This is a genomic window from Nocardia glycosmidis, from assembly GCF_052545115.1.
Genome location: NZ_JBQWRH010000008.1, coordinates 1 through 22608 on the forward strand (window position 1 = coordinate 1; position 22608 = coordinate 22608).

The 22608-nt window shown below is 67.8% G+C and carries 17 protein-coding genes, 1 tRNA gene and 1 other RNA gene; 10 read left to right on the plus strand and 9 right to left on the minus strand.

Translation table 11 applies throughout. From position 1 onward, the window contains the following. Window positions 1-40: 40 nt before the first annotated feature. From ACT86A_RS12020 to ACT86A_RS12030, 3 genes are all read right to left on the minus strand, one after another. Complete coding sequence (locus tag ACT86A_RS12020) at window positions 41-2191, minus strand: 3-hydroxyacyl-CoA dehydrogenase NAD-binding domain-containing protein (RefSeq protein WP_445092155.1); 2151 nt, start codon at window positions 2189-2191, stop codon at window positions 41-43. A gap of 115 nt (window positions 2192-2306) precedes the next feature. Further along, complete coding sequence (locus tag ACT86A_RS12025; protein ID WP_445092380.1) at window positions 2307-3521, minus strand: acetyl-CoA C-acetyltransferase; 1215 nt, start codon at window positions 3519-3521, stop codon at window positions 2307-2309. Between the two features lie 256 nt (window positions 3522-3777). Continuing rightward, window positions 3778-6198 (minus strand): DNA polymerase III subunit gamma and tau, encoded by a 2421-nt coding sequence (locus tag ACT86A_RS12030; RefSeq protein ID WP_445092156.1) that lies wholly within the window; start codon window positions 6196-6198, stop codon window positions 3778-3780. A 437-nt stretch (window positions 6199-6635) separates the two neighbouring features. Between ACT86A_RS12030 and ACT86A_RS12035 the strand changes: the two genes are divergently transcribed. Further along, entirely contained in the window at window positions 6636-7457 is an 822-nt protein-coding gene (locus ACT86A_RS12035) for a hypothetical protein (RefSeq protein ID WP_445092157.1), read from the plus strand. Window positions 7458-7536: 79 nt separating this feature from the next. Continuing rightward, window positions 7537-9783 (plus strand): MMPL family transporter, encoded by a 2247-nt coding sequence (locus ACT86A_RS12040; RefSeq protein ID WP_445092158.1) that lies wholly within the window; start codon window positions 7537-7539, stop codon window positions 9781-9783. A 154-nt stretch (window positions 9784-9937) separates the two neighbouring features. On the opposite strand, the gene ACT86A_RS12045 is transcribed toward ACT86A_RS12040, so the two are convergent. Beyond that, the gene (locus tag ACT86A_RS12045) at window positions 9938-10858 is read right to left on the minus strand and encodes a neutral zinc metallopeptidase (protein WP_445092159.1); all 921 of its coding nucleotides are present in this window, start codon (window positions 10856-10858) and stop codon (window positions 9938-9940) included. Between the two features lie 513 nt (window positions 10859-11371). Between ACT86A_RS12045 and ACT86A_RS12050 the strand changes: the two genes are divergently transcribed. Next, a complete protein-coding gene (locus ACT86A_RS12050; RefSeq protein WP_445092160.1) occupies window positions 11372-13003 on the plus strand; it encodes a DUF2207 family protein in 1632 nt (543 codons plus the stop codon). A 61-nt stretch (window positions 13004-13064) separates the two neighbouring features. Here ACT86A_RS12050 and ACT86A_RS12055 read toward each other — a convergent pair whose 3' ends face one another. The 3 genes from ACT86A_RS12055 to ACT86A_RS12065 form a co-directional block, all read right to left on the minus strand. Further along, complete coding sequence (locus tag ACT86A_RS12055) at window positions 13065-14339, minus strand: ROK family protein (RefSeq protein WP_445092161.1); 1275 nt, start codon at window positions 14337-14339, stop codon at window positions 13065-13067. Window positions 14340-14692: 353 nt separating this feature from the next. Further along, on the minus strand, window positions 14693-15391 hold the full coding sequence (locus ACT86A_RS12060; RefSeq protein WP_445092162.1) for a DUF8020 domain-containing protein: 699 nt from the start codon (window positions 15389-15391) through the stop codon (window positions 14693-14695). 125 nt (window positions 15392-15516) lie between these two features. Next, on the minus strand, window positions 15517-16107 hold the full coding sequence (locus ACT86A_RS12065) for an HhH-GPD-type base excision DNA repair protein (RefSeq protein WP_445092163.1): 591 nt from the start codon (window positions 16105-16107) through the stop codon (window positions 15517-15519). 302 nt (window positions 16108-16409) lie between these two features. On the opposite strand from ACT86A_RS12065, the gene ACT86A_RS12070 reads away from it, so the two are divergent. From ACT86A_RS12070 to ACT86A_RS12080, 3 genes are read left to right on the plus strand one after another with little or no spacing between them, the layout of a single operon-like run. Next, a complete protein-coding gene (locus ACT86A_RS12070; RefSeq protein ID WP_445092381.1) occupies window positions 16410-17216 on the plus strand; it encodes a methyltransferase domain-containing protein in 807 nt (268 codons plus the stop codon). Window positions 17217-17225: 9 nt separating this feature from the next. Continuing rightward, complete coding sequence (locus ACT86A_RS12075; RefSeq protein WP_445092164.1) at window positions 17226-17456, plus strand: SRPBCC family protein; 231 nt, start codon at window positions 17226-17228, stop codon at window positions 17454-17456. Further along, window positions 17384-17659 (plus strand): SRPBCC family protein, encoded by a 276-nt coding sequence (locus tag ACT86A_RS12080; RefSeq protein WP_445092382.1) that lies wholly within the window; start codon window positions 17384-17386, stop codon window positions 17657-17659. The genes ACT86A_RS12075 and ACT86A_RS12080 overlap by 73 nt, the downstream gene beginning before the upstream one ends. 109 nt (window positions 17660-17768) lie before the next feature. Here the strand turns inward: ACT86A_RS12080 and ACT86A_RS12085 are convergent, their stop codons facing one another. Together ACT86A_RS12085 and ffs are read right to left on the minus strand one after the other, a co-directional pair. Then, a complete protein-coding gene (locus ACT86A_RS12085) occupies window positions 17769-19058 on the minus strand; it encodes an aspartate aminotransferase type Ic (protein WP_445092165.1) in 1290 nt (429 codons plus the stop codon). A 181-nt stretch (window positions 19059-19239) separates the two neighbouring features. Beyond that, an RNA gene (ffs, locus tag ACT86A_RS12090) (signal recognition particle sRNA small type) lies at window positions 19240-19334 on the minus strand. A gap of 127 nt (window positions 19335-19461) precedes the next feature. Between ffs and ACT86A_RS12095 the strand changes: the two genes are divergently transcribed. The 4 genes from ACT86A_RS12095 (at window position 19462) to qcrB (ending at window position 22607) form a co-directional block, all read left to right on the plus strand. Beyond that, window positions 19462-19549: transfer RNA gene (locus tag ACT86A_RS12095), tRNA-Ser, on the plus strand. Between the two features lie 138 nt (window positions 19550-19687). Next, a complete protein-coding gene (locus ACT86A_RS12100) occupies window positions 19688-20068 on the plus strand; it encodes a nuclear transport factor 2 family protein (RefSeq protein ID WP_445092166.1) in 381 nt (126 codons plus the stop codon). Window positions 20069-20210: 142 nt separating this feature from the next. Next, window positions 20211-20849, plus strand: a complete 639-nt coding sequence (locus ACT86A_RS12105) for a hypothetical protein (protein ID WP_445092167.1) — start codon at window positions 20211-20213, stop codon at window positions 20847-20849. 114 nt (window positions 20850-20963) lie between these two features. Further along, window positions 20964-22607 (plus strand): cytochrome bc1 complex cytochrome b subunit, encoded by a 1644-nt coding sequence (gene qcrB / locus ACT86A_RS12110; RefSeq protein ID WP_445092168.1) that lies wholly within the window; start codon window positions 20964-20966, stop codon window positions 22605-22607. Window position 22608: the final 1 nt, after the last annotated feature.

Genomic DNA, 22608 nt, shown 5'->3' on the forward strand with positions numbered 1-22608 from the left:
GAACGCGATGGCGGGCTTCGTCATTCGGTCGGCGCGGTGACTACTTGCGCAGCGAGGCCGGAACCGCGAAGCGCTCGCCATAGGTCTCGGCGAGGTAGTCGGCGCGGGCAACGAAGGCCTCCCGGCCACCCGGATAATTGACGATGAACTGGTGCACACCACCGGTCCACGCCGGGAAGCCGATGCCGAAGATCGAGCCGATGTTGGCGTCGGCGGTGGAGGTCAGCACGCCCTCGTCGAAACACTTCTGGGTCTCGATCGCCTCCGCGAACAGCATGCGGTCGATCAGATCCTGCAGTGCGACGGTGAAGTCCGCCGTGGTCTTGAAGTGCTCGCGCAGACCCGGCCACAGACCGGTGCGCTTGCCGTTCTCGTCGTACTCGTAGAAACCCGCCTTTTCCAGCCGGCCCGGGCGGCCCTCGGACACCATGTAGTCGATGACGTCCCACGCCGGGTGCCGCTTGGCGCCCATGGTGGTGTCGCCGGCCGCGGCGGCCGCCTGGGTCTCCTTGGTGATCTTCTGCATAAGCTTCAAGTTCAGCTCGTCCGACAGCTGCAGCGGCGCGGCCGGGTAGCCCGCCTGCAGACCGGCCTGCTCGATGGTCGCGGGCTCGATGCCCTCGTCGAGCATGGCGATCGCCTCGTTGACGAAGGTGCCGATCACGCGCGAGGTGAAGAAGCCGCGGCTGTCGTTGACCACGATCGGGGTCTTCTTGATCGCGAGGGTGTAGTCGAACACCCTGGCCAGCGCCGCGTCCGAGGTCTTCTCCCCCTTGATGATCTCCACCAGCGGCATCTTGTCGACCGGCGAGAAGAAGTGGATGCCGATGAAGTCCTCCTGGCGCTGCACGCCGGTCGCGAGACCGGTGATCGGCAGGGTGGAGGTATTCGAGCCGAGCAATGCGTCGGGTGTGACGATGTCCTCGATCTCCTGGAAGACCTTGTGCTTCAGCTCGGTGTTCTCGAAAACGGCCTCGATGACGAAATCGACGCCGGCGAAATCGGCCGCGTCCGCGGTCGGCGTGATCCGCTCCAGCAGCGCCTTGGACTTCTCCTCGGTGGTCTTACCCCGAGACAGCGCCTTGGCCTCGATCTTCTCGGAGTAGCTCTTGCCCCGCTCGGCCGCTTCCAGCGAGACGTCCTTCAGCACGACCTGGTAGCCGGCCTTGGCGGAGACGTAGGCGATGCCGGCGCCCATCATGCCCGCGCCGAGCACGCCGACCTTCTTGATCTCCTGCTTCGGCACGTCCTTCGGACGCGAACCGCCGTTGTTGATCGTCTGCAGGTCGAAGAAGAACGCCTGGATCATGTTCTTCGCGACCGGTCCGGTGAGCAGATGCACGAAGTATCGGGACTCGATCAGCGACGCGTTGTCGATGTCGACCTGCGAGCCCTCGACAGCGGCCGACAGGATGGCGCGCGGCGCGGGCATATTCGCACCCTTGATCTGCTTGCGCAGGTTGGCCGGGAACGCGGGCAGGTTCGCCGCGAAAGCCGGCGAGGCCGGGGTGCCACCGGGAATCTTGAAGCCCTTCTTGTCCCACGGCTGCACGCACGCCTCGGGGTTGGCCTCGATCCACGCCTTGGCCGCCGGGATCAGTTCCTCGACGGACCCGACGAGCTCGTCGATCAGGCCGATCTCCTTGGCCTGGGCCGGCTTGTTGCGCTGCCCCTGGAGCAGTACCTGCAGCAGGGCGTTCTGCACGCCGAGCATGCGCACGGTACGGATGACGCCGCCGCCGGCCGGCAGCAGACCGAGGGTGACCTCCGGCAAACCGATCTGCGAACCCGGCACGTCCGCCGCGATGCGGTGGTGGGTGGCCAGCGCGATCTCCAGCCCGCCGCCCAGCGCGGCGCCGTTGATAGCCGCGACGACCGGCTTGCCCAGCTGCTCCAGGCGTCGCAGCGCGCCTTTGATCTCGCGGAGCTCCGCCATCACGGCCTGGGCGTCGTCCGGTCCGACGTTGATCAAGTTCTTCAGGTCGCCGCCGGCGAAGAAGGTCTTCTTCGCGGAGGTCAGGACCACGCCGGTGATGCTGTCCTTCTCCGCCTCCAGCCGATCGACCGTCGCGGTCATCGACTTCTTGTACAGCTCGTTCATCGTGTTGGCGCCCTGGTTCGGGTCGTCCATCGTCAGCACGACGATGCCGTCCGAATCCTGCTCCCAACCGATCATGTTGGTTTCGCTCACAGCTCTGTGTCTCCTCGTTGAATTGCGGCGTTCGCGGGCCCCACGTGGTGACGCGAACCGCCTGCTGCGGGCCGGACGCGTACGCCGCGCGAAATTCTCAGCTGTCGGTGGGGAATCAGACGCGCTCGATGATGGTGGCCACGCCCATGCCGCCGCCGATGCACAGGGTGATCAGCGCGTAGCGGCCGTTGCGGCGCTCCAACTCGTCGATCATGGTGCCGGTGATCATCGCACCGGTCGCCCCCAGGGGGTGGCCCATGGCGATCGCGCCACCGTTGACGTTCAGCTTCTCGTCCGGGATGTTCAGATCCTTCTGGAACTTCAGCACCACGGAGGCGAAGGCCTCGTTGATCTCGACCAGGTCGATGTCATCGAGGGTCAGCCCCGCTCGGTCCAGCACCCTCTTGGTGGCGGGGGTCGGACCGGTGAGCATGATGGTGGAGTCGGCGCCGCTGGTGGCGGTCGCGACGACGCGCGCACGCGGGGTCAGGCCGGACGCCTTACCCGCCTCCTCCGTCCCGAGCAGAACGAGCGCGGCGCCGTCGACGATCCCGGAGCTGTTGCCGCCGTGGTGCACGTGGTTGATCTTCTCGACGAAGTGGTATTTCTGCAGCGCCACCGCGTCGAAGCCACCCATTTCACCGATCACGGCGAACGACGGCTGCAGTTTGGCCAGGTCCTCCGCGGTGGTGCCGGGACGCATGTGCTCGTCGCGGTCCAGCACGACGAGGCCGTTCTGGTCCTTGACCGGGACGATCGACTTGGTGAAGTAGCCGCCGGAGGTGGCCTTGGCGGCCAAGTCCTGCGAGCGCACCGCGTAGGCGTCCACATCGTCGCGGGTGAACCCCTCGATGGTGGCGATCAGGTCGGCGGACACGCCCTGCGGGACGAAGTAGGTGTCGTAGCTGGTGGCGGGGTCCATCGCCCAGGCGCCGCCATCGGAGCCCATCGGCACGCGCGACATGGACTCGACGCCGCCGGCCAGGACCAGGTCGTCGAATCCGGAACGGACTTTCTGGGCGGCCAGGTTGACCGCTTCGAGGCCGGAGGCGCAGAAGCGGTTGATCTGCAAGCCGCCGACGGTGTCCGGAAGACCGGCCGCGGTGACCGTGCTGCGCGCGATGTCGGCGCCTTGGTCGCCGATCGGCGTGACCACGCCGAGGACCAGATCGGAAATCCGGTCCTCGTCGAGGTTCGGGAAGCGGCCGCGCAGCTCCTGGACCAGACCAACAGCCAAGTCGATCGGCTTGACCGAGTGCAGCGAGCCGTTCTTCTTGCCCCGGCCGCGTGGAGTGCGGATGGCCTCGTAGATGTAGGCCTCTGTGGTCATAGCCTCTGTGGCCATAGCGGAGTCTTCCTTCCTTAGGTGCGGGCGGCCGGACCCGAGTCCGTCCGAGCGCAGGTGTGCGGCGACACCGCGAGTGCGGCGTGGCTGCGGCTGCTCACCGACCGGCCCGGTGGCCGACCGTTCCTGACGCTGTACAAAACCTGGTGGAACATCGTCACCCCGATGCTCACGGTTACCCGTCTCATACTACCGTCGTGCGCGAACTCCGGTTAACTTAACGTCGTCGGAACGATGGTTGTCAACCATCCATTCGTGTGGCACCTAGCTCACTCTTCAGCAATTCCAGGGCTATCTCGTCCGGGTCGCGGCGCTCGCCAGGCGCCACCGGATCCGCCGCGGCGGCCATCATCTCCCGCTCCTCCTCCGGCGTCGAGGCCGGGACGATGGCGTCGTTCGCCCAGCCTCCGCTGGTCACGGCGTCGTTTCCGCTCGGCTCGGGGACGTAGGGCGAATAGTCCGCCGGGCCGGGATCGTCCGGTAGGTCCGGGTAGTCGGGCGGTGGGATGTCGTCCGCCGCGTGTGGGCGCGGGTTCGCGCCGGCCGCACGCGAGCGGCCCGCATCGGCCGGCTTTTCCGCGCCCGCGTTCCTGGACTGGCTCGGGCGGGAAAACCGTGGCGGCGCCGCGTCCGCCGCAGGTCCAGGTACGTTGCCGGATTCACGGCCGGCCGCCTGGTTGCCCGCCGCGCGCGAGCGGTTCGCCGCTGCGCCGGATCGAGCTGGGGCAGGTCGCGGCGGCGCGCCGCCCACCTCCCAGCGCACTTCATGGTCGCGCCCGAGCACCGCACGCACCGCCGACCGGACGGCCGCCAGCTTCTGCGGTTCGGACAGGCGCTGCGCCAGCGGCGCGTGCTGATGCGCGAATACGATGACGTCGCCCTCGACCCGCGCGACCGACGCACCGGCGAGCATCGCCTGCACCGCCGCGCCGAACTCCCGCACTTTGGCCCGAATCTCCGGCCAGGCGGCTTCCACCTCGCCGAGCAGGTCACCGCCCGCGGCGGTGGACGCCGTGACTGCCCGCGGTGCCGTGCTCGCGATGGACGCAGCCGATTCGGCACGGCCGGACGACCCAGCATCCCCGGCGGGCGCCGCGTCGGCGCCGGGCGATGTCATGTCACCGACGCGCACCTCATCACTCGGTGCGGCGGTGGTGGAACCGACCGCCCCGGAAGATGGAGCCGCCGCCGGCGTGCCCTCGCCGAGCGGAGCTGAGCGATCGGAATCGGCGTTTGCATCCCCAGCCGGCGCAACCTCCCCGGCCGCAGCCCCGCCGGTATCCGTCGGCCCGCCGGCAGCTCGCGAACCACCGGCTTCGGCGGTATCACTCGGGCCGGGCGCCGGGGCTTCACCGGAACCACCGCCACTGCCCTCGCGGCGAATCGCGGCCAGAGCCTCCGCGCCTCGCCGGCGCGGCGGTTCCGACGGCGCCGCACCCGACGGCGCGGGTGGGGTCGCAGCGGCGGACGGCGCCGATGACGCGGCGGGCGCGGCACCGACGGAGCCGCTCGCCACTGCCTGCTCCAGCCGTTCCAAGCGCTGCAGCGTGGCGGATTCCGCATCGGATACCGACGGCAGCAGCATCCGGGCGCAGACGACCTCGAGCAGAAGTCGCGGCGCCGTTGCGCCGCGCATCTCGCCGAGGCCCTCGTGCAGCAGTTCGGCGTACCGAGTCAAGGTGGCCGGGCCCAGTCGCGCGGCTTGATCGCGCATCCGGTCGAGCACGTCACCGGGGCCGGTCACCAGACCGCGGGCGGTGGCGTCGGGTACCGCACGCAACAGGATCAGATCGCGGAAACGGTCGAGCAGGTCGACGGCGAAGCGACGCGGGTCGTGGCCCGCCTCCATCACCCGGTCGACGGTGCCGAACAGTGCGGCTCCGTCGACGGTGGCCAGCGCCTCGACGGCGTCGTCGATCAGCGCCACGTCGGTGACGCCGAGCAGCGCGACAGCTCGGGAATACGTGACGCCCTCGGAACCCGCGCCCGCCAGCAGCTGGTCCAGCACACTGAGGCTGTCGCGCGGGGAACCGCCACCCGCGCGAATCACCAAGGGATACACCGCTTCGTCGACCGGCACCTGCTCCTGCTCGCAGATCCGGCCCAGCAGGCCGCGCATGGTGGCGGGCGGCAGCAGGCGAAACGGGTAATGGTGGGTGCGCGAGCGGATGGTCGGCAGCACCTTGTCCGGCTCTGTGGTCGCGAAGATGAAGATCAGATGAGCCGGCGGCTCCTCGACGATCTTCAGCAGCGCGTTGAACCCCGCGGTGGTCACCATGTGCGCCTCGTCGACGATGAACACCCGGTACCTGGACTCGGCGGGCGCGTAGAAGGCGCGATCACGCAGCTCACGAGTGTCGTCGACGCCGCCGTGGCTGGCGGCGTCGAGTTCGATCACGTCCAGATTGCCCGGTCCGCCGGGGCCGAGCGCCACACAGGACGGGCAGACACCGCACGGCGTCGACGTGGGGCCCTGTACGCAGTTCAGCGACCTGGCGAGAATGCGCGCCGAGGAGGTCTTGCCGCAGCCGCGCGGACCGGAGAACAGGTAGGCATGACTGATTCGCCCCGTGTCGAGCGCGGTACTCAACGGGTCGGTGACGTGCTCCTGACCCACCACCTCAGCGAACGTTGCCGGTCGGTATTTCCGGTACAGAGCCACGGCCAGAGGTTACCGGCGACCACCGACAAACAACATGCCCGCCCGGTGCGGCGGATTCCGAGGCTAATGTGACCCAGATCACAACATGCCGCGCGACTTCTTCGGCGGCAAACTTTGCCACCCAAGACGGCAATGATCCAGCAATCGGAACATGCCGCACGAGTTAAACCGGAATTCGGTCGCCGGATCACCCGTCATAGTCTGGAAAATTTAGACGCACACCCCGATTGACGCCGACTTTTCGGAGATAACGAAACCGTCACCGTGAGTGACACCATGCAATCCGCTGGCTAACGTGGCTGTCGGCAACTTCGGTAGCCAAACCTTCATCAGGTTGGTGACCCCGGCCGGTCCCTCATCCCGACCGGGGCACAACCAGCGTTCGACCAACGGGTGACCAGCGCCAATTCCCACACTTCACCGGAGGAACGTCCACCGTGCCGTCGTGTGACGACATCGCCACCGCCTGGCTGTCCGGCACCGATTTCGCCGGCGACCGCTCCGCGGTAGTCCTGTTGAGCCGCGCGATCAGCCCGCAGGACTTCGCGATCAAGCGTGACTCGCTGCCGGTGACCGCGGCGGCCGACCCGGCTACCTCCGCCGCGATCCTCGAACTCCTCGATCGCGGTCAGGTGCCGACCATGGCCGCGATTCGCACCCTGACCGCGCAGAACGAGATGCGCCGCGAGGCGGAACGCATCGAACGGCTCGGCCGCCGCGCGCAACGCAGCATCGACGATTTCGGCAGAGCGCTCGCCAAACTCGCCGACAGCCACTGGACCACCTACGGATACGGGCCGACCCGCCGCGACGTGCTGTGCAGCGAGCAGATCATGACGTTGATCCGCACCCGTGTCGGCGACATCGCACCGTCAGCGGTCAAACATCTGTGGCTGATCGAACGGGCGCAGCGCGCCGGCTGGATCGCCTCCAACGCCAACCCCCGATCGCTCTGTGCCGCGCGACGTTTCTACGCCGCCCAGTACGGCAATCGGGTATCGCTGCGCCCGGTGAACATCATCGGCACCGCCATCGCGACTTACCTCGCCGACTATCTGGACGAGCACGGCCGCCCGCCGCGCTGGTCGGTAGTGGCACAGGAATTGCGCGACGACCGCGGCCGCCGCATCTTCCACAACACGGCCGACGCACGCGTTCAACAGTTGTGGCTGACCACCGCTGAGTGGGTTGCCATACGCGACGATCTCCCCGTACCCGGACGCAGGGGCCTGCGAGCGATCCGTAAGTTCCGCGGCTGAGCTCTGGCTCGTCGACCGGCCTCGACACCGTTGGTCAGCGGCGTTACTCTGGCGCCGCTGACCAACCGAGGGGGCCTCGATGCTGACCCGGATAGCGCGACTCACGACCCGAGCCCCCCGCGTCGTGCTCGCGACGGCGTTCGCCCTCGCCGTGTTGTTCGGCGTCTTCGGCGCAACGGCAGCCACACATTTGAAGTCCGGCGGCTTCACCTCGCACGATGCCGAGTCCGCCCGAGTGACCGAACTCATCGCCGACAACTTCGGTGGCGCCGCGCCCAACTTCGTACTCCTGGTCAGCTCGGACGCCGGCGCCGACGATCCGGCCGCCACCGCGACGGGCATCGGACTGGGGGACGCGCTGAAGGCGCGCTCCGATGTGCACGGCGTCCAGTCCTATTGGACCGCACCGCCGCCCTTGGCGAGCGCGCTGCGCAGCACCGACGGCAGCAGCGCCCTGGTCGTCGCCTACGTCGATGGCGACGAAACCCAGGTTCAGCGGACCGCGGGCGAGTTGACCGAGCAGTTCACCCGCGACGGCGGCGGCATCACGGTCCGGCAGGGCGGCATCGCGGCGATCTATCACGACGTGACCGAGCAGACCACCCGCGATCTCGCCGTGGCCGAGAGCGTCGCGGTACCGCTGTCGATGATCGTGCTGATCCTGGTGTTCGGCAGCCTGGTCGCCGCCGCTGTTCCGCTGGTCATCGGCGTGTTCGCCATTCTTGCCACCCTGGCGATCCTGCGGCTGTTCACCCTGTTCACCGACGTCTCGATCTACGCGCTGAACATGACGACGGCGATGGGCCTGGCGCTGGCCATCGACGCCGGCCTGTTCATCGTCAGCCGCTTCCGGGAAGAACTCGGCAACGGCCTCGACCCGACCGCGGCCACCATCCGGTCCGTCCAGACCGCGGGACGCACCGTGCTGTTCTCCGCGCTGACCGTGGCGCTGTCGATGGCCGTGCTGAGCGTGTTCGACCTGTACTTCCTGAAATCCTTCGCGTACGCGGGCGTCGCGGTCGTCGGCACGGCGGCGGCCGCCTCCATCGTGGTCCTGCCCGCCGCGCTGGTATTACTCGGGCCCCGGGTGAATTCCCTCGATCTGCGGGTTCCGCTGCGACGCCTGTTACGACTCGGCGCGCCGGCGCCCGGCCCACCGGCACCGGAGGAGACCGGTTGGTATCGAATGGTCAGCTGGGTGATGCGGCACGCGGCGCCGGTCGCGATCGTGATCATCGCGGTACTGCTGGCGCTCGGCTCTCCGTTCCGCTCGGTCGAATTCGGTTATCCCGACGACCGGGTGCTGCCGACCAGCGCCGCCAGCCGCCAGGTCGGCGACGCGCTGCGCACCGAGTTCCCGCGGGCCGACCCGGTCACCCGTACCACGATCGTGCTGGACGGATACCACGGTGACACCGCGCCGATCGGCGCCTATGCCGCCCAGCTCTCTCGGGTCGAAGGCGTATCAGCGGTGCTGTCCAGCGCCGGAATCTACGCGACCGGGGCCCGCCTCGCTGCGCCGCCGCCAGGTCTGGCCAACGACACCGGGACATACCTGAGTGTCGCGACCGATCTCGACCCCTTCTCCCCCGCCGGTGACCGGCAACTGCAGCAGATCCGGGCGATCCCCGCACCGGGCGCCGCGCTCTACGGCGGCGCGGCGGCCGCCAACGCCGACTCGCTGCACGCACTGGCCGCCCGCCTGCCGCTGGCCGCCGCGCTGATCGCGCTGACCACCTTCATCGTGCTGTTCCTGTTCACCGGAAGCGTGGTGCTGCCGATCAAAGCGCTTGTGCTGAACACGCTTTCGCTGACCGCGGCGTTCGGCGCGATGGTGTGGATGTTCCAGGAAGGCCACCTGTCCCGACTGCTCGGCTTCACCCCGGTCGGCTATCTGGCGCCGACCATGCCGATCCTGATGTTCTGCCTGGCGTTCGGCCTGTCGATGGACTACGAGGTGTTCCTGCTGTCGCGAGTACGGGAGGAATGGCTGGCCACGCACGACAACACGCGCGCGGTCGCGGTCGGCGTGGCCCGCACCGGCCGGATCTTCACTGCGGCCGCCGTGCTGATGGCGATCGTGCTCGGCGCCCTGGTGACCGCCAAGGTGTCGTTCATGCAGTTGCTCGGGCTCGGCCTCACGCTGACCGTGCTCGCCGACGCCACCCTCATCCGCGGCCTGCTCGCGCCCGCGCTCATGCGGCTGCTCGGTAAGGCGAACTGGTGGGCGCCGCAACCGCTGGCGCGTCTGCACGCCAGGATCGGGCTGACCGAGGCCGAGGCCGTCACCGCGCCGCGCACGCTGGAAACCGCGGGACGGGCGTGATCGGTTCACGATCGCCGCGGCGCGGCGACTTGCGCGAGGAGATCCCGTACGCCGCCGCCGAATCACTCAGCCGGACCGGCCATGCCGACCCATCTGGATCCGGCGGCACTCACGCACGCCGGCCGGGCTGAGCGGGCTCGGGGTTACTACCCGGTCAGCTCACCGAGCTTGTGGACGCGGTGAACGTATTGCATTGGGCCGCACGGTTTTCGTCCAGCCCTTTCTCGAACCACTGACCGCCGTTCTCGGACGAACCGTGATCGCGCATATCCCCTGCCTGGTCGCCGCGGCCATAGGCATCCTTGCGTGCGATGCTGAGCTGCGGATTGGTCAGCGAGCTGCCCTTTTCCGAGGACGAGAGGTACATCCCGTCGAAGCAGTTGGCCTGCAACTCGACTCGGCGCGACAGTTCCAGCCCCTTGGCGCTGCGCGGCCCCGCATCGGCCCGCTCGCTGTTGGCTCGGCGCAGGATGCCCGACATCGCCTGCACGTGATGTCCGTACTCGTGGGCGAAGACCGACAGGTAGACCACCCAGTTGTCCTTGAAGTAGTCGGTCTGCAGTTGGCTGATCGGCATATAGATGGTCTTGTTCGCCGGGCAGTAGAACGCGGCGAAATTGCTCGTCGAGCCGGTGCACGGCGTGGTGATGCCGGACGTGGTCGCGCTGACGTTCAGCGCGGGCGGCTGGAACGGCAGATTCGCCTTGCGCAGCACTGGCTGCCACGCCGCCGCCAGGCACGACGCGGCGCTTTCGAAGAACTCGCGCGCGACATCCACCTGAGTTCCCCACCGGGAGTAGTCGCATCGCGCCGGAAGCAGTGTCGCGGCCGGGTCGGTGAGCAGCGGATTGCTGCCGGTCTCCGAGGGTCCGGTCGAGCCGTCCGGCTGGGGGGCGAAAGTAAAGGTGGGCTGCGGGCCGGACGCGTCGGCGGCGTCGCGTCCGACGGCGATCGCGTTGCGCACCAATCCCCCGGCGACCAGGAACACGACCACGATCAGCAGCGCAACCCAGCCGCCACCTCCGCGTTTGCGCGGGGGCGGATGGGGTGGACGCCCAGGCGGACCATAAGGCATCGGCGGCGGAACCTGGGGACGGTAACCCGGCGTACCGAAGGCCGGCGGCGGGCCATATCCAGGCGGCGGCCCGTACCCTGGCGGCGGGGCATATCCCGGCGGCGAGGCATATCCCGGCGGAGCACCGTAACCAGGCGGTGGGCCGTTACCCGGTCGCTGACCCAAAGGCGCACCGTAACCAGGCGACGGAACCGCGCGTCCGCCATGCGAAACCGGTCCGTGTCCGTACGGTGGTTGTGTCACGCCCCCGTCCCCCTCGTTTCAGTGATCGCCGACAGCCGCTGACGCAGAATAGCAATCCGATTCAGCACTGTTAACACAGCTGGCCCGACGCTGGTAGCAACATGCGCGGCGCGACCGTTTCTGCCCGAGCTCTGGCCGTCGCAGTAGCCGCGGCCCTCACCTCACACCGGAATACACCGGTCGGGGTCCGCCTTGACCCGCCGGCGCCCAGACTTCGCATACGGATCCGTTCCGAGTTCGGTTTCGGGAGGCTGTCTAAAGTAGGCAGCCATGCTGACTTTTCGGGGGGCCGCCGCAGGCGCGCTGCTACTCGCCTCAGCGGGAATTCTCGCGACGGCACCGGTCGCCCACACCGAGCCCGAACCGAGCGGTGTGACCATCACGGCCGATCTGAAGCTGAACCGCGAGGGCGTGCTCGAGGTGGTCGAGCAGGTGGCTGTGCCGCCGGCCGGCTCGTTCCGGATGTCACTTCCACTGCGCCTGAAGATCAGCGACGACGCTGAGCGCGTCTTCCAGGTCACCAACGTGGATACCGAGGGTGCCGGTACCGCGACGGTGGCGAACGACCAATTCACCATCGAGGCGAAGCCCGGCCAGTCCACCTTCCGGTACTCCGTGCGCAACACGGTCAGCGACGCGCCGGGTACCCAGGTGTTCCGTTGGCTCGGCGTACTCAACGCCGACATCGCCGCGATCAGCGCGACCCTGATCAGCCCCAGCTTCGAAATGGGCATCGTCGACTGCAAACTCGGCCCGCCCGGCAACTCCCGGCCGTGCGCCGACGTCCGAGTGGAAACGGACGGAGTCCTCTTCCTGGAGCAGACCGACCTGCACAAGGGCGACGCGATCGATCTGACCCTGCAACTGCCGCCCGGCACCGTACCGAGTAACGCCGACGTGCGCGGCAGCGGCGACGCGGGCCCCTTCGCTATCACAGCGCCGGTTCTCGTCGCGTTCGGCGTCCTGCTGCTCACCCTGGCCGGCCTGGTCGCGTTCGTGCTGCGCGCCCGTCGTCAGGACGCGGCGGCGGGCAACGGCTCGGAGACGATGGATCCGCTGCTGCGCGAGGGCGACCGCGTGCAGTTCACCTCACCTCTGGGCGTGCTGCCCGGCGAGGCGGGCCTGCTGCTGGACGGACATGTCGACCCCGTCGACATCGCGGCCACCGTCGTGGATCTCGCGGTACGCCGGTATATCCGGCTCGCGCCGCTCAACGACCGCGACTGGCGGATCACCCGGGTGAACGCCCCCGACGACCAGCTACGCGACTATGAGAAGGCGGTCTACCACGCGCTACTGCCCGGGAATACCGACGCGGTGACGCTCGCCGAGTTGCGCGCGCCGGGCCGCGTCGCCGCCGATCCGGTGCGCACCGCGCTACTGGCCGACGCCGTCGCTCGTGGCAACTTCCTCGATCGCCGCCGCCCAGGTCTCGCGGTGGGGCTGGGCGGTGCTCTGGTGATCGGGGGTATCGCCGCGACCGTGGCGCTCGCGCTCACCTCCGGGCACGCCCTGGTCGGCGTCGCCATCGCGATCGGTGGCGTCGCGACCTTGCTGCTGCCGAAGTACCTGCCGGTCCGGACGGCTCGCGGACTGGAGCTGACCCGGCAGATCCGCGCGCTGCAGCGTGGGCTGGAAGCGACACGGCGCGAACAGATCCCGCCGATCGATCAGGAGACCGTGTTCTCCCGCGCCCTGCCGTTCACGGTGATCGGCGGGCGCGCCGACAACTGGATCCGCGTCTTCCGGAACCTCGATCCGTCCGCCGACGCCCAACCCGGCGTCTACTGGTTCGCCGGCTTCGAGCGCGAGCGTGACCTCCAGCGCTTCGCGAGCCACTTCCCGTTCTTCATCACCGCGCTGGAAGGGCTGTTCGCGACGGCAGGCGATCCACATCGCTAGCGCTTTCGCACACGCGAAAAGCGGGCGACCAGCCGATGGCCGGTCGCCCTTCTCGTATCGCTCAGTCGCTCAACGCGGTTCGCCGGATGGCGGCGAGCGGATCGGCGTAGAGGACGCTCAGCGAGGTCACCACCGCGGCGAATTCCTGGACCTTCCCACCGAATCCACTGATCCGGATGTCGGTCGGCGGCAGCGTGGAGCCCTGATTGAAGGCACGCGCCACATGGGCGACCGCGGGCCGGTAGCCGGTGAAGGCCTGGCCGCCGAGGATCACCCGATCCGGATTGAGCATGTCGCGCACCATGGCCACGGTATGCCCGAGGATGGTGGCCCGCTCGGCCAGCAGTTCCCGCGCGGGCTCGGAACCGGCCTCCGCCGCGCGGTACAGGTCGGCGATGGTCGAGCCCGCGGTTCCGTTGTGCGCCGGGATGATACCGCGGCCAACCGCCCTGGAGTGCAGGGACCGGTCACCCACGGTCACCTCCAAGCAGCCGCGTCGTCCGCAGGGGCATTCGACGTCCGAGCCGGTGGGCAAGTGCGCGATCGAACCGGGGCCATTGCTCGGAGTGTGCACGCGCCCGTCCAAAGTCACCGCGACGCCGGCGGTTTCGCGCACGTAGAAGTACAGGCTGCTGCCGCGCTCGCCGCGGGCCTGGTCCTTCGGTTCACCGATGGGCAACAGCAACTCCGCCGCCGCCATCGCCTCGACGTGCGGCGCCACCGACACGGGCAGCTCCAGCACCTCGCTGAGCACCGAACCGACCTGTGCCCCCTGCCATTCCAGCTTCGGATGGTCCACGACGCCGGTCAGCGGGTCGACCCGGCCGCCGATCGCGACGCCGGCCCACAATGCCTTGCGCCGATGCCAGCGCTGCAGAAACGCTTTCGCGCTGCGGGCGACGGTAGTGGTGGCGAACTCCTGCCCGGTCTGCGGAGTGCCGATGGCCAGCCCGCCGAGAATACGACCACGCAGATCGGCGGCCACGATCTTGGTCACCGCGGCGCCGATGTGAATGCCGATGGTCAGGTAGGCGTCGTGATCGGTTTCGAACGGGACGCGGGGGCGACCGACCGCACCCGAGGCCGTCAGGTCCGGACGCTCGCGCAGCAGGCCGGCCGCGAGCAACGCGGAAACCTGGCGGTTGACCGTCGCGATGCTCAAACCCGTTGTGCGTGCGGCATTGTCGCGGGCCACGGGGCCGCCGGTCGCGGCACGCAAGACCGCGGCCGCAGGGTTGTCGCCGATGCGGAGTTCGGCCGCGACGACGGGACGCTGAACCCGGACACGACCATTGGCGCCCCTGGAGACGGATCGTTCAAGGGTGGGAAGAGACATTGTGCAGATCCTTGCTGAAGTCCCGTTCCGAACGGGACATGCCTACATGGGCGACGAGGCAGCAAATCAGCCGGAAAAGTGGCTCAGCTGCAGCAAGAGGGACGACACAGCTCACGCGTCAACGGCAGCCGAAGGCCCAGCGAAGCGGTCACGTAAGTGACTCGCAGCAGGTTCCATCGGCCGACAGACATGTCATCAACGCTAACATCGAAATCCGCGACACACCAACCATCGAGCCGTGGATGTGCGCACAGGCACATCGTTTCCCCAGGTCCGAGCACACGAAAATGACCCCGCCCAGCCCGATGGGCTGTAAGGCGGGGTCTTTCGCGCGCAGTATTACGTCGCCGGGATTACTTCGCCGGGGTGAACGGCTGGTTGATCGTCGAGAAGTACTGGATCGCGGCGAGGATCGCGACCGGAGCGGTCACGAACAGCTGACCGGCCAGGGTGCCCAGGAAGCCGACGGCGGCCGCACCGGCGATGCAACCGGCCAGCGGGCCAGCGCCGAACAGGCCGAGCAGCGGCCCGGTCAGGGCCAGGCCGGCCGCGCCACCCGCGAGGCAGCCGAGGGCGGCACCGCTCAGGCCACCGACGAGGGTACCGACCGTAGCGCCCGCGGAGATCGTGCTGGTCAGACGGTTCCAGGCGGCCAGCTCACGGTCGTACTCGGTCTTCCACGGCGCCTTGTCCTCGTACGGCAGGGCGACCGGCTTGTAGACCGCGTGCTCCGTGTCGAACTGCGGCGTCAGGACGGCCGTGTGGTCGGAGATGTCGGCGGCGATCGGGAACTCGAAGTCGTCGACGCGGAACTTCAGCTCGGCGCCGGCCACGGTGGTGCCGTTGGCGGCCTTGATCTTGAACACGCCATCCTCGTTGACCAGCGAGCCCGCGTCGGTCGTGATGATGGTCGACGTCGGGGTGGCGCCCGCGGTGTAATTGATCACGCCGCTGTCGGCTTCGGTGGCCGGCGCGGCGCCGGACGTACCCGCGGCCACTCCGGTCGCCACGGTCACCAGTGCCGCGAGCACGGCGAGCTTCCTCATCTTCATGTCCTGCAATCCCTCATCTCAGGTGGAGCCGTTCCAGCGAAGAGCATCAGGGACAAACTCCGGAAGAACGAGGGAAAAACGCAGCAGGATTTCAAATAGGCAACCCGCGAGTTACAGCCGCCACGCTATGTTGTTTTGGTCGCCGTTGTTTTGGCCGCCGCTTTCGCCTGCTTTTTGAATTCCCGCACTTGCGCGAGGGACTCGGCGTCGGTCACATCGGCAACCGAGCGGCGCGAGCCCTCCTCGCCGTACGCACCGGCCGCCGCGCGCCACCCCGCGGGCCGCACGCCACGTTGCTTGCCGAGCAAGGCCAGGAAGATCTTGGCTTTCTGCTCGCCGTAGCCGGGGAGGTCCCGCAGCCGGCGCAGCACTTCCTTGCCGTCCGGATCGCCTACGGTCCAGATGTTCTCGGCATTGCCGTCGTAGTGCTCGATGACGTAGCGGGCCAGCCCCTGCGCACGCCGAGCCATGGAACGTCCGTAGCGGTGGATGGCCGGTGGCGTCGCGGCGAGGTCCTCGAACTCCTGCGGGTCGGCCTCGGCGATGCGATGGATGTCGAACCCACCCATTCGGTCGGCGATCTTCTTCGGGCCGCGGAAGGCATGCTCCATGGGATACTGCTGGTCCAGCAGCATCCCCAGCAACGTGGCGAAGTGGTCCTCGGTCAGCAGCTTGTCCGCCTCGGTATCCTGCGCCAAGCACAGCCTGCGACTCATCGCTCTCCCGCCTCGCTACCCGCCGCCGGCGAGTCTTCACGTCGTACTGGCCAGGTGGCGTGGGATTGCGTTCAGGTCCTGCGTCCAGTGCGACTTCTGTCTTGGCGTGCCAGACGAGTCACCTAGGTACTCACGAAGGTAGGTACTCACGAAGGCAAGCGCGCTGCTCAACGACTATACACAGGCATAGTGACTCGCCTCACATGTCCTACGCGCGGGTAGCCGACCCGCCGCGTAGGCTCCAGACCATGCCTCAGACGACGGCGACACCGACGGCAACGGCCAGGGATGGACACGGACCCATGAACACCTACGGGTCGCGGCCGGATCGCTTCGACCGAGCCGGTCAAGACCAACTCGTCGACGTGCGCGACCTCCAGGCGGCCCTACCAGGTATCCGCCGGTTGCGCGGCTGGGCGCATGAGGCGCTCGCGCTGCGCCCCGGCGAACACGCTGTGCACATCGGCTCCGGCACCGGCTCGCAGGTCATCGCCTTCGCCGAAGCGGTGGGCCCGAATGGCAGCGCCGTCGGCGTCGAGCCCGACCCGCAGCTGGTCGCCGCCGCCGAACGCCGGGCCGCCGAGGCGCGCTCCACGGCGAAGTTCCATTCCGGCGACGCGTATGGCTTGCCGTTCGGCCCGGACAGCTTCGACGCCGTGCTGTGCGAGCGCGTCTTCCAGCACCTGACCGCCCCCGCCCGCGCTGCCAACGAGATCGCACGGGTGCTTCGGCCAGGTGGACGCGTCGTGGTGATGGACAGCGACTGGGGCACGGCGATCATGCACCCCGGCGATCGGCGGGTCGTGCGGGAGGTGATCGACACACTCGTGTCGGCGACCACCAACCCGCTGTCCGGCCGCCGCATCCCCGGCCTGCTCGACAAGGCCGGCCTGGTGGTCGACGACATCGGCTCGCAGGCATTGGTGCAGGACCGCAGCGTCGGCGCCGGTTCGCTGGTCACCAGGATCTCGGCGATGGCGGTTGCCCGGGGCGCGATCACCGAGGCGGAGCGCGCCCAACTGCTCACCGACCTCGCGGCGGGCGCCGCCGACGGCGACATCCACCTCTCGGTCACCATGTTCGCCGTCCTCGCACATAAACCGCGCTGAATCGGTCCGATGACCGTCGACGTGCTGACCGAAATCGAGATCGACCGCTCCCGTGAGCTGGTCGCGGCCTTCGCGGGCGACCCGACGCATGCTCCCACCTGGTATTCGCGGATCCGCAGCGTCATCTGGCAGACGGAGCCGACGCTGCGGGTCGGCGCACGCATGTCATTCGTCGCTCACTTCCTCGGCAGGCAGCTGTCCTACACCTACGAGACTACGCACCCGGCGAGCGGCTGGTGATGCACACCGCGGAAGGCCCGTTCCCGATGGAAACGACCTACACCTGGGCGGACACTCCAGCGGGCGGCACCCGCATGACGCTGCGCAACCGGGGCGAGCCGAGCGGATTCGAGAAACTCGCCGCGCCCCTGATCGAGGCGGCGATCCGCCGGGCGAACCGCGCCGACCTCGCACGACTCAAAACGCTGCTGGAGACCAACTAGGCGGCTGCCTCGCCTCCTCGCGTGCTCCGTCCGACAGCACCCGTTCAGGCGAGCGCCCGGCACGAGGCCGTGCCGGGCGGCGTCGGGTGCGATTGCTCGTTCGGTGCGGCTACTTCCCGAGGAGTTTCTCGGTGGCCGCGAGCAGCACGCAGGTGGCCAGGCCGTCCATCGCCTGCTCCAGCTCGGGCAGCTGCGGGAAGCTGGGTGCGATGCGAATGTTCTTGTCTTCCGGGTCTTTCCGGTACGGGAAGGCGGAGCCCGCCGCGGTCAGCGCGATGCCCGCGTCCTTGGCGAGTGCGATCACCCGCGCCGCCGTGCCCTCCAGCACGTCCAGGCTGATGAAGTAGCCGCCCCTGGGCTCGGTCCAGGATGCCACCTTGGACGCGCCGAGACGGTCCTCCAGGATTCTCAGCACCAGCGCGAACTTCGGCTCCAGAATCGCGCGATGCTTCTGCATGTGCGCGCGCACGCCGTCGGCGTCCTGGAAGAACCGCAGGTGACGCAGCTGGTTGATCTTGTCCGGGCCGATGCTCTTCTTCGACACATGGCTCAGGTACCACTCCAGATCGGCCGTCGAACCACCGATGAAACTCACGCCCGCGCCGGCGAAAGTGATCTTCGAGGTGGAGGCGAACACCAACGGACGGTTCGGGTTTCCAGCCGCGGCGGCCATACCGAGCACATCGAGCACCGGGGCCGCGGTGTCGGTGAGCGGGTGCACCGCGTAGGCGTTGTCCCAGAACAGCCGGAAGTCCGGCGCCGCGGCCGGCATCGAGACCAGTTCGCGGACGACCTCTTCGGAGAACGTGACTCCGGTCGGGTTGGAGTAGTTCGGCACCGCCCACAGACCTTTGATCTGCGGGTCGGTCGCCAGCAGTTCGGCGATGGCATGGGTGTCGGGGCCGTCGTGTCGCACCGGGATGGAGATCATCTCGAAGCCGAGTGCCTCGGTGATGGTGAAGTGCCGGTCGTAGCCGGGGGCGGGACACAGGAATTTCAGCGTGTCCTCGGCGGCCCAGGGACGCTCGGAGTCGTTGGTGCCGTACAGCATCGCGTAGGTGATCACGTCGTGCATCAGCTCGAGGCTGGCGTTGTTGCCGGCGAGCAGGTTCGCCACCGGGATGTTGAGCAGCTCACCGAAGATCGCCCGCAGTTCCGGAAGGCCGTGCAAGCCACCGTAATTGCGGCAATCGGTGCCGGCGCTGTCGCGGAAATCCGCCGCACCGGGCAGTTCGAGCAGCGGAGTGGACAGGTCGAGCTGTTCCGGCGAAGGTTTCCCCCGGGTCAGGTCCAGCGTGAGCTTCTCGGTCTGGAGCGTCGCGTAGTTCGCGGTCTGGGTGTCGTGCTCGAGCACGAGTTCCGCATGGCTCATCAAACCGATCTGCGTTTGCCGGGGCATCCTGGGCAGCCTTTCAAGCAGCGAATGGACGATGGGTGGGCCGGACCGATGTGCGGCGGCGGCCGAACATGTGTCGGTGCGGACGCATGTGCATCCGCGGACCGGTGTTCACGTTACCCGTGCGCTGCCCGGAATTGGAGGCGTTATCCGACGACGATATGGCCGTCAGCGCGAGCCCGTTGAAAGGGGACCCCGCGCACCCGCCAGAGCCCGTTGACCCTTGCTGCCTTCCGGCCCTGGGGGGGTTCACAGGATGCGCGCCGCGCGGGATCCGTTGGCCAGTGTAGCGGCTTCCGCACCCCAGCCCCATCCCCGGGTCTGCCGCCCCACCCCACCAGGCGATTCACCCGATCCCCCGCCCCTATTTGGCGACCGGCCGGGGGCTACCGGTATGCTGCTCCACGGAGGATTCGCCTAGTGGCCTATGGCGCTCGCCTGGAACGCGGGTTGGGTTAACACCCTCAGGGGTTCAAATCCCCTATCCTCCGCCAGAAAGCCCGCTGGTCGGGGGCGGTTTTGCACCGCCCCCGCCAACGGTCGGCGCCCGTGCCGCCTACCTCGCTCATGCTGCCTGTTTCGCTCATTCGGAGCGGCTAGCCGGCCGAGGACCCTCGCCTGAAGTCGGTGACATGGTTGACTCGCATAGCGCCGTGCGCGCTGCCATAGCCGGCGAGCTGCGGCTGCTGGATCCCGCGGTCAGGTCGTCAGCCGAACATCTCGCCGAATTGCTCGACCCGGAGTTCAGCGAAATCGGCGCTTCCGGCCGCTGGTGGAGTCGATCCGCCATCATCGCTGCTCTCGCCGCGGATTCTCGCCCATCGGATGAGCCGATCAGAGTCAGCGAGATGCGCGGTGCGCTGCTTGCCCCTGACACAGTCCATCTCACCTATGTTTCCGACTCACCTATGTCCGACGATGCTGTGCGGCGTGTGCGCCGCAGTTCCGTGTGGCGGCGGTCGGAGCGGGGCTGGCGACTCTATTTCCACCAAGGAACTCCGAGTTCGCACTGAGTATGGCCGGGGCCCGACGCGCACCGTGTCGGCTTCGGATTCCGGTTCCCGCTGATGGTCGCTGCACGAGACCAACCACTGCGGCCGCGGGCAGAGCCGATCGCGACTGTGCGGCTTCCGATTACGATGCGATGATCTCCCCGTGACTCAGTGGCTTCCACTCCTCGGTTCCCTCATCGTCGCCGTTGCGGCATTGGTCGGCGTGCTGGTCAACAACCGCACGAATCGTGCGGCGGTGTCCGCCGCAGACGAGCGGAACCGGGTGGCGCTGGATGCCGCACAGCGCAATATGGAGCTGACGAACGCGGCGGCGGACCGTCGGGACCAGGACAAGTGGCGGCGGGAATCGGTGCTTTCCGCGGTCTCGTCCGTGCTGGCGATCTCCAGCGAGGTCCGTCAGCGGCTGATGCAGTGCGACCGCTGGGACGGCGCGGAACTGGACCGAATTGCTGCGGAACTCAGCCAGACCATCGGCGAGTCCGTGGGATTCGTCAGCAACCTGCGCGTCGTGGCGCACCGCAAGCTCCCCAATCGCTGTGCGGATCTGATGCGCACGCTCACCGCCGCGCTGAACATCACCTTGCAGCGGCGCGGAATCGAACTCGATGGCGAAGCGACCAGCGAGGAGATCTCGGAAATCCAGGCGCTGTGGTCGCGGGCGATCGAGAACACCGTCGAGGAAGAACGCTCCGTGATCAGCGCGACGCGGATCGACCTGGACATCAAGGTCTCCAGCGAACTCGCGCATGCCGAACCCGTACCGGCCCTCGCCCGAGCCTGATCGGCCGTAATCGCGAACAAAGCTCGTCGCGGGGTCCATCGATTTTCCCGCCAAGCCCTGCTACCGTCTGTAGTAGGAATAGACACGACTCTCACCCAGGGCGGGGTGTCGGCTATGGCTACAGATCTTGCTCGCACAGTCGCTGCGCAAGCTCATGGGGCGGACGAGCGGTATCGGGCGGCCGCGTTTCTGAAGCGGTCGATCAACAAGGTCTTCCCGACGCATTGGTCGTTCCTGCTCGGTGAGATCGCGCTCTACAGCTTCATCATCCTGCTGCTGTCGGGTGTGTATCTGACATTGTTCTTCGACCCTTCGATGACGGAGGTCGTCTACAACGGGTCCTACCAGCCACTGCGCGGTGTGACGATGTCACGGGCGTACGAGACGGCGTTGAACATCTCGTTCGAGGTGCGCGGTGGTCTGTTCGTGCGGCAGGTGCATCACTGGGCGGCGTTGCTGTTCGCGGCGTCGATCATCGTGCATCTGTTCCGGATCTTCTTCACCGGCGCCTTCCGCAAACCACGGGAGGCGAACTGGGTGATGGGTTCGCTGCTGCTGATCCTGGCGATGTTCGAGGGGTTCTTCGGCTACTCGCTGCCGGATGACCTGCTCTCGGGCACCGGTCTGCGGGCCGCGTTCGGCGGAATCACGATGGGTATCCCGATCATCGGCACGTGGCTGCACTGGCTGATCTTCGGTGGCGATTTCCCGGGTGAGATCATCATCCCGCGCCTGTATATCGCGCATGTACTGCTGCTGCCGGGCATCATCCTGGCGTTGATCGCCGCGCACATCGCGCTGGTGTGGTACCAGAAGCACACCCAGTACCCCGGCCCGGCCCGCACCGAGAACAACGTGGTCGGCGCGCGGATCGTACCGGTGTTCGCGGCGGATCAGGGCGCGTTCTTCGCCTTCACCCTCGGCGTCGTCGCGATCATTTCCGGCCTGTTCCAGATCAACCCGATCTGGAATCTGGGGCCCTACAACCCCTCGCAAGTGTCAGCCGGCTCGCAGCCGGACTTCTACATGATGTGGACCGATGGGTTCCTTCGCCTGTTGCCGCCATGGGAGATCTATCCGTTCGGCCGCTACACCGTCCCGGCGCCCGTCTGGGTCGCGGTAGTGATGACCGTGGTGTTTGCCATGCTCATCGCCTACCCGTGGATCGAGAAGCGCCTCACCCGAGACACGGCCGCGCACCACAACCTGCTGCAGCGGCCGCGCGATGTGCCGGTCCGCACCGCGATCGGCGCGATGGCGATCGCGTTCTACGTGGTGCTCACCCTGTCGTGCAACAACGACATCATCGCCTACAAGTTCGACATTTCGCTGAACGCGACAACTTGGGCCGGCCGCATCGGGATTCTGCTCGCACCCCCGTTGGCCTACTTCCTCGCTTACCGCATCTGCCTCGGTCTGCAGCGCAGCGACCGCGCGGTGCTCGAGCACGGCGTGGAAACCGGTGTGATCAAACGCTTGCCACACGGCGAGTACATCGAGATCCATCAGCCGCTGGGGCCGGTGGACGAGCACGGTCACCCGATTCCGCTGGAGTACCAGGGCGCCCCGGTCCCGAAGAAGATGAGCAAGCTCGGCGCAGCGGGCAGACCGGGCACCGGCAGCTTCTTCCGTGCGGACCCGCACCGAGAAAGCGAGCAGCACTTCGAGACCGAACACCAGGAGGAACGCAAACAGCTCGCCGTGCTGCGCCGAGCTCAGCGGCGGGCGAACGACAGCGGAAACGGTTCCGCCCACTGAT

Excerpts from the sequence above, each read along its gene's own strand:
- ACT86A_RS12025 (WP_445092380.1), bottom strand. The coding sequence starts at position 3,521 with ATGACCACAGAGGCCTACATCTACGAGGCCATCCGCACTCCACGCGGC.
- ACT86A_RS12040 (WP_445092158.1), top strand. The coding sequence starts at position 7,537 with ATGCTGACCCGGATAGCGCGACTCACGACCCGAGCCCCCCGCGTCGTG.
- ACT86A_RS12045 (WP_445092159.1), bottom strand. The coding sequence starts at position 10,858 with ATGCCTTATGGTCCGCCTGGGCGTCCACCCCATCCGCCCCCGCGCAAA.
- ACT86A_RS12050 (WP_445092160.1), top strand. The coding sequence starts at position 11,372 with ATGCTGACTTTTCGGGGGGCCGCCGCAGGCGCGCTGCTACTCGCCTCA.
- ACT86A_RS12055 (WP_445092161.1), bottom strand. The coding sequence starts at position 14,339 with ATGTCTCTTCCCACCCTTGAACGATCCGTCTCCAGGGGCGCCAATGGT.
- ACT86A_RS12060 (WP_445092162.1), bottom strand. The coding sequence starts at position 15,391 with ATGAAGATGAGGAAGCTCGCCGTGCTCGCGGCACTGGTGACCGTGGCG.
- ACT86A_RS12065 (WP_445092163.1), bottom strand. The coding sequence starts at position 16,107 with ATGAGTCGCAGGCTGTGCTTGGCGCAGGATACCGAGGCGGACAAGCTG.
- ACT86A_RS12070 (WP_445092381.1), top strand. The coding sequence starts at position 16,410 with ATGAACACCTACGGGTCGCGGCCGGATCGCTTCGACCGAGCCGGTCAA.
- ACT86A_RS12075 (WP_445092164.1), top strand. The coding sequence starts at position 17,226 with ATGACCGTCGACGTGCTGACCGAAATCGAGATCGACCGCTCCCGTGAG.
- ACT86A_RS12085 (WP_445092165.1), bottom strand. The coding sequence starts at position 19,058 with ATGCCCCGGCAAACGCAGATCGGTTTGATGAGCCATGCGGAACTCGTG.
- ACT86A_RS12100 (WP_445092166.1), top strand. The coding sequence starts at position 19,688 with ATGGTTGACTCGCATAGCGCCGTGCGCGCTGCCATAGCCGGCGAGCTG.
- qcrB (WP_445092168.1), top strand. The coding sequence starts at position 20,964 with ATGGCTACAGATCTTGCTCGCACAGTCGCTGCGCAAGCTCATGGGGCG.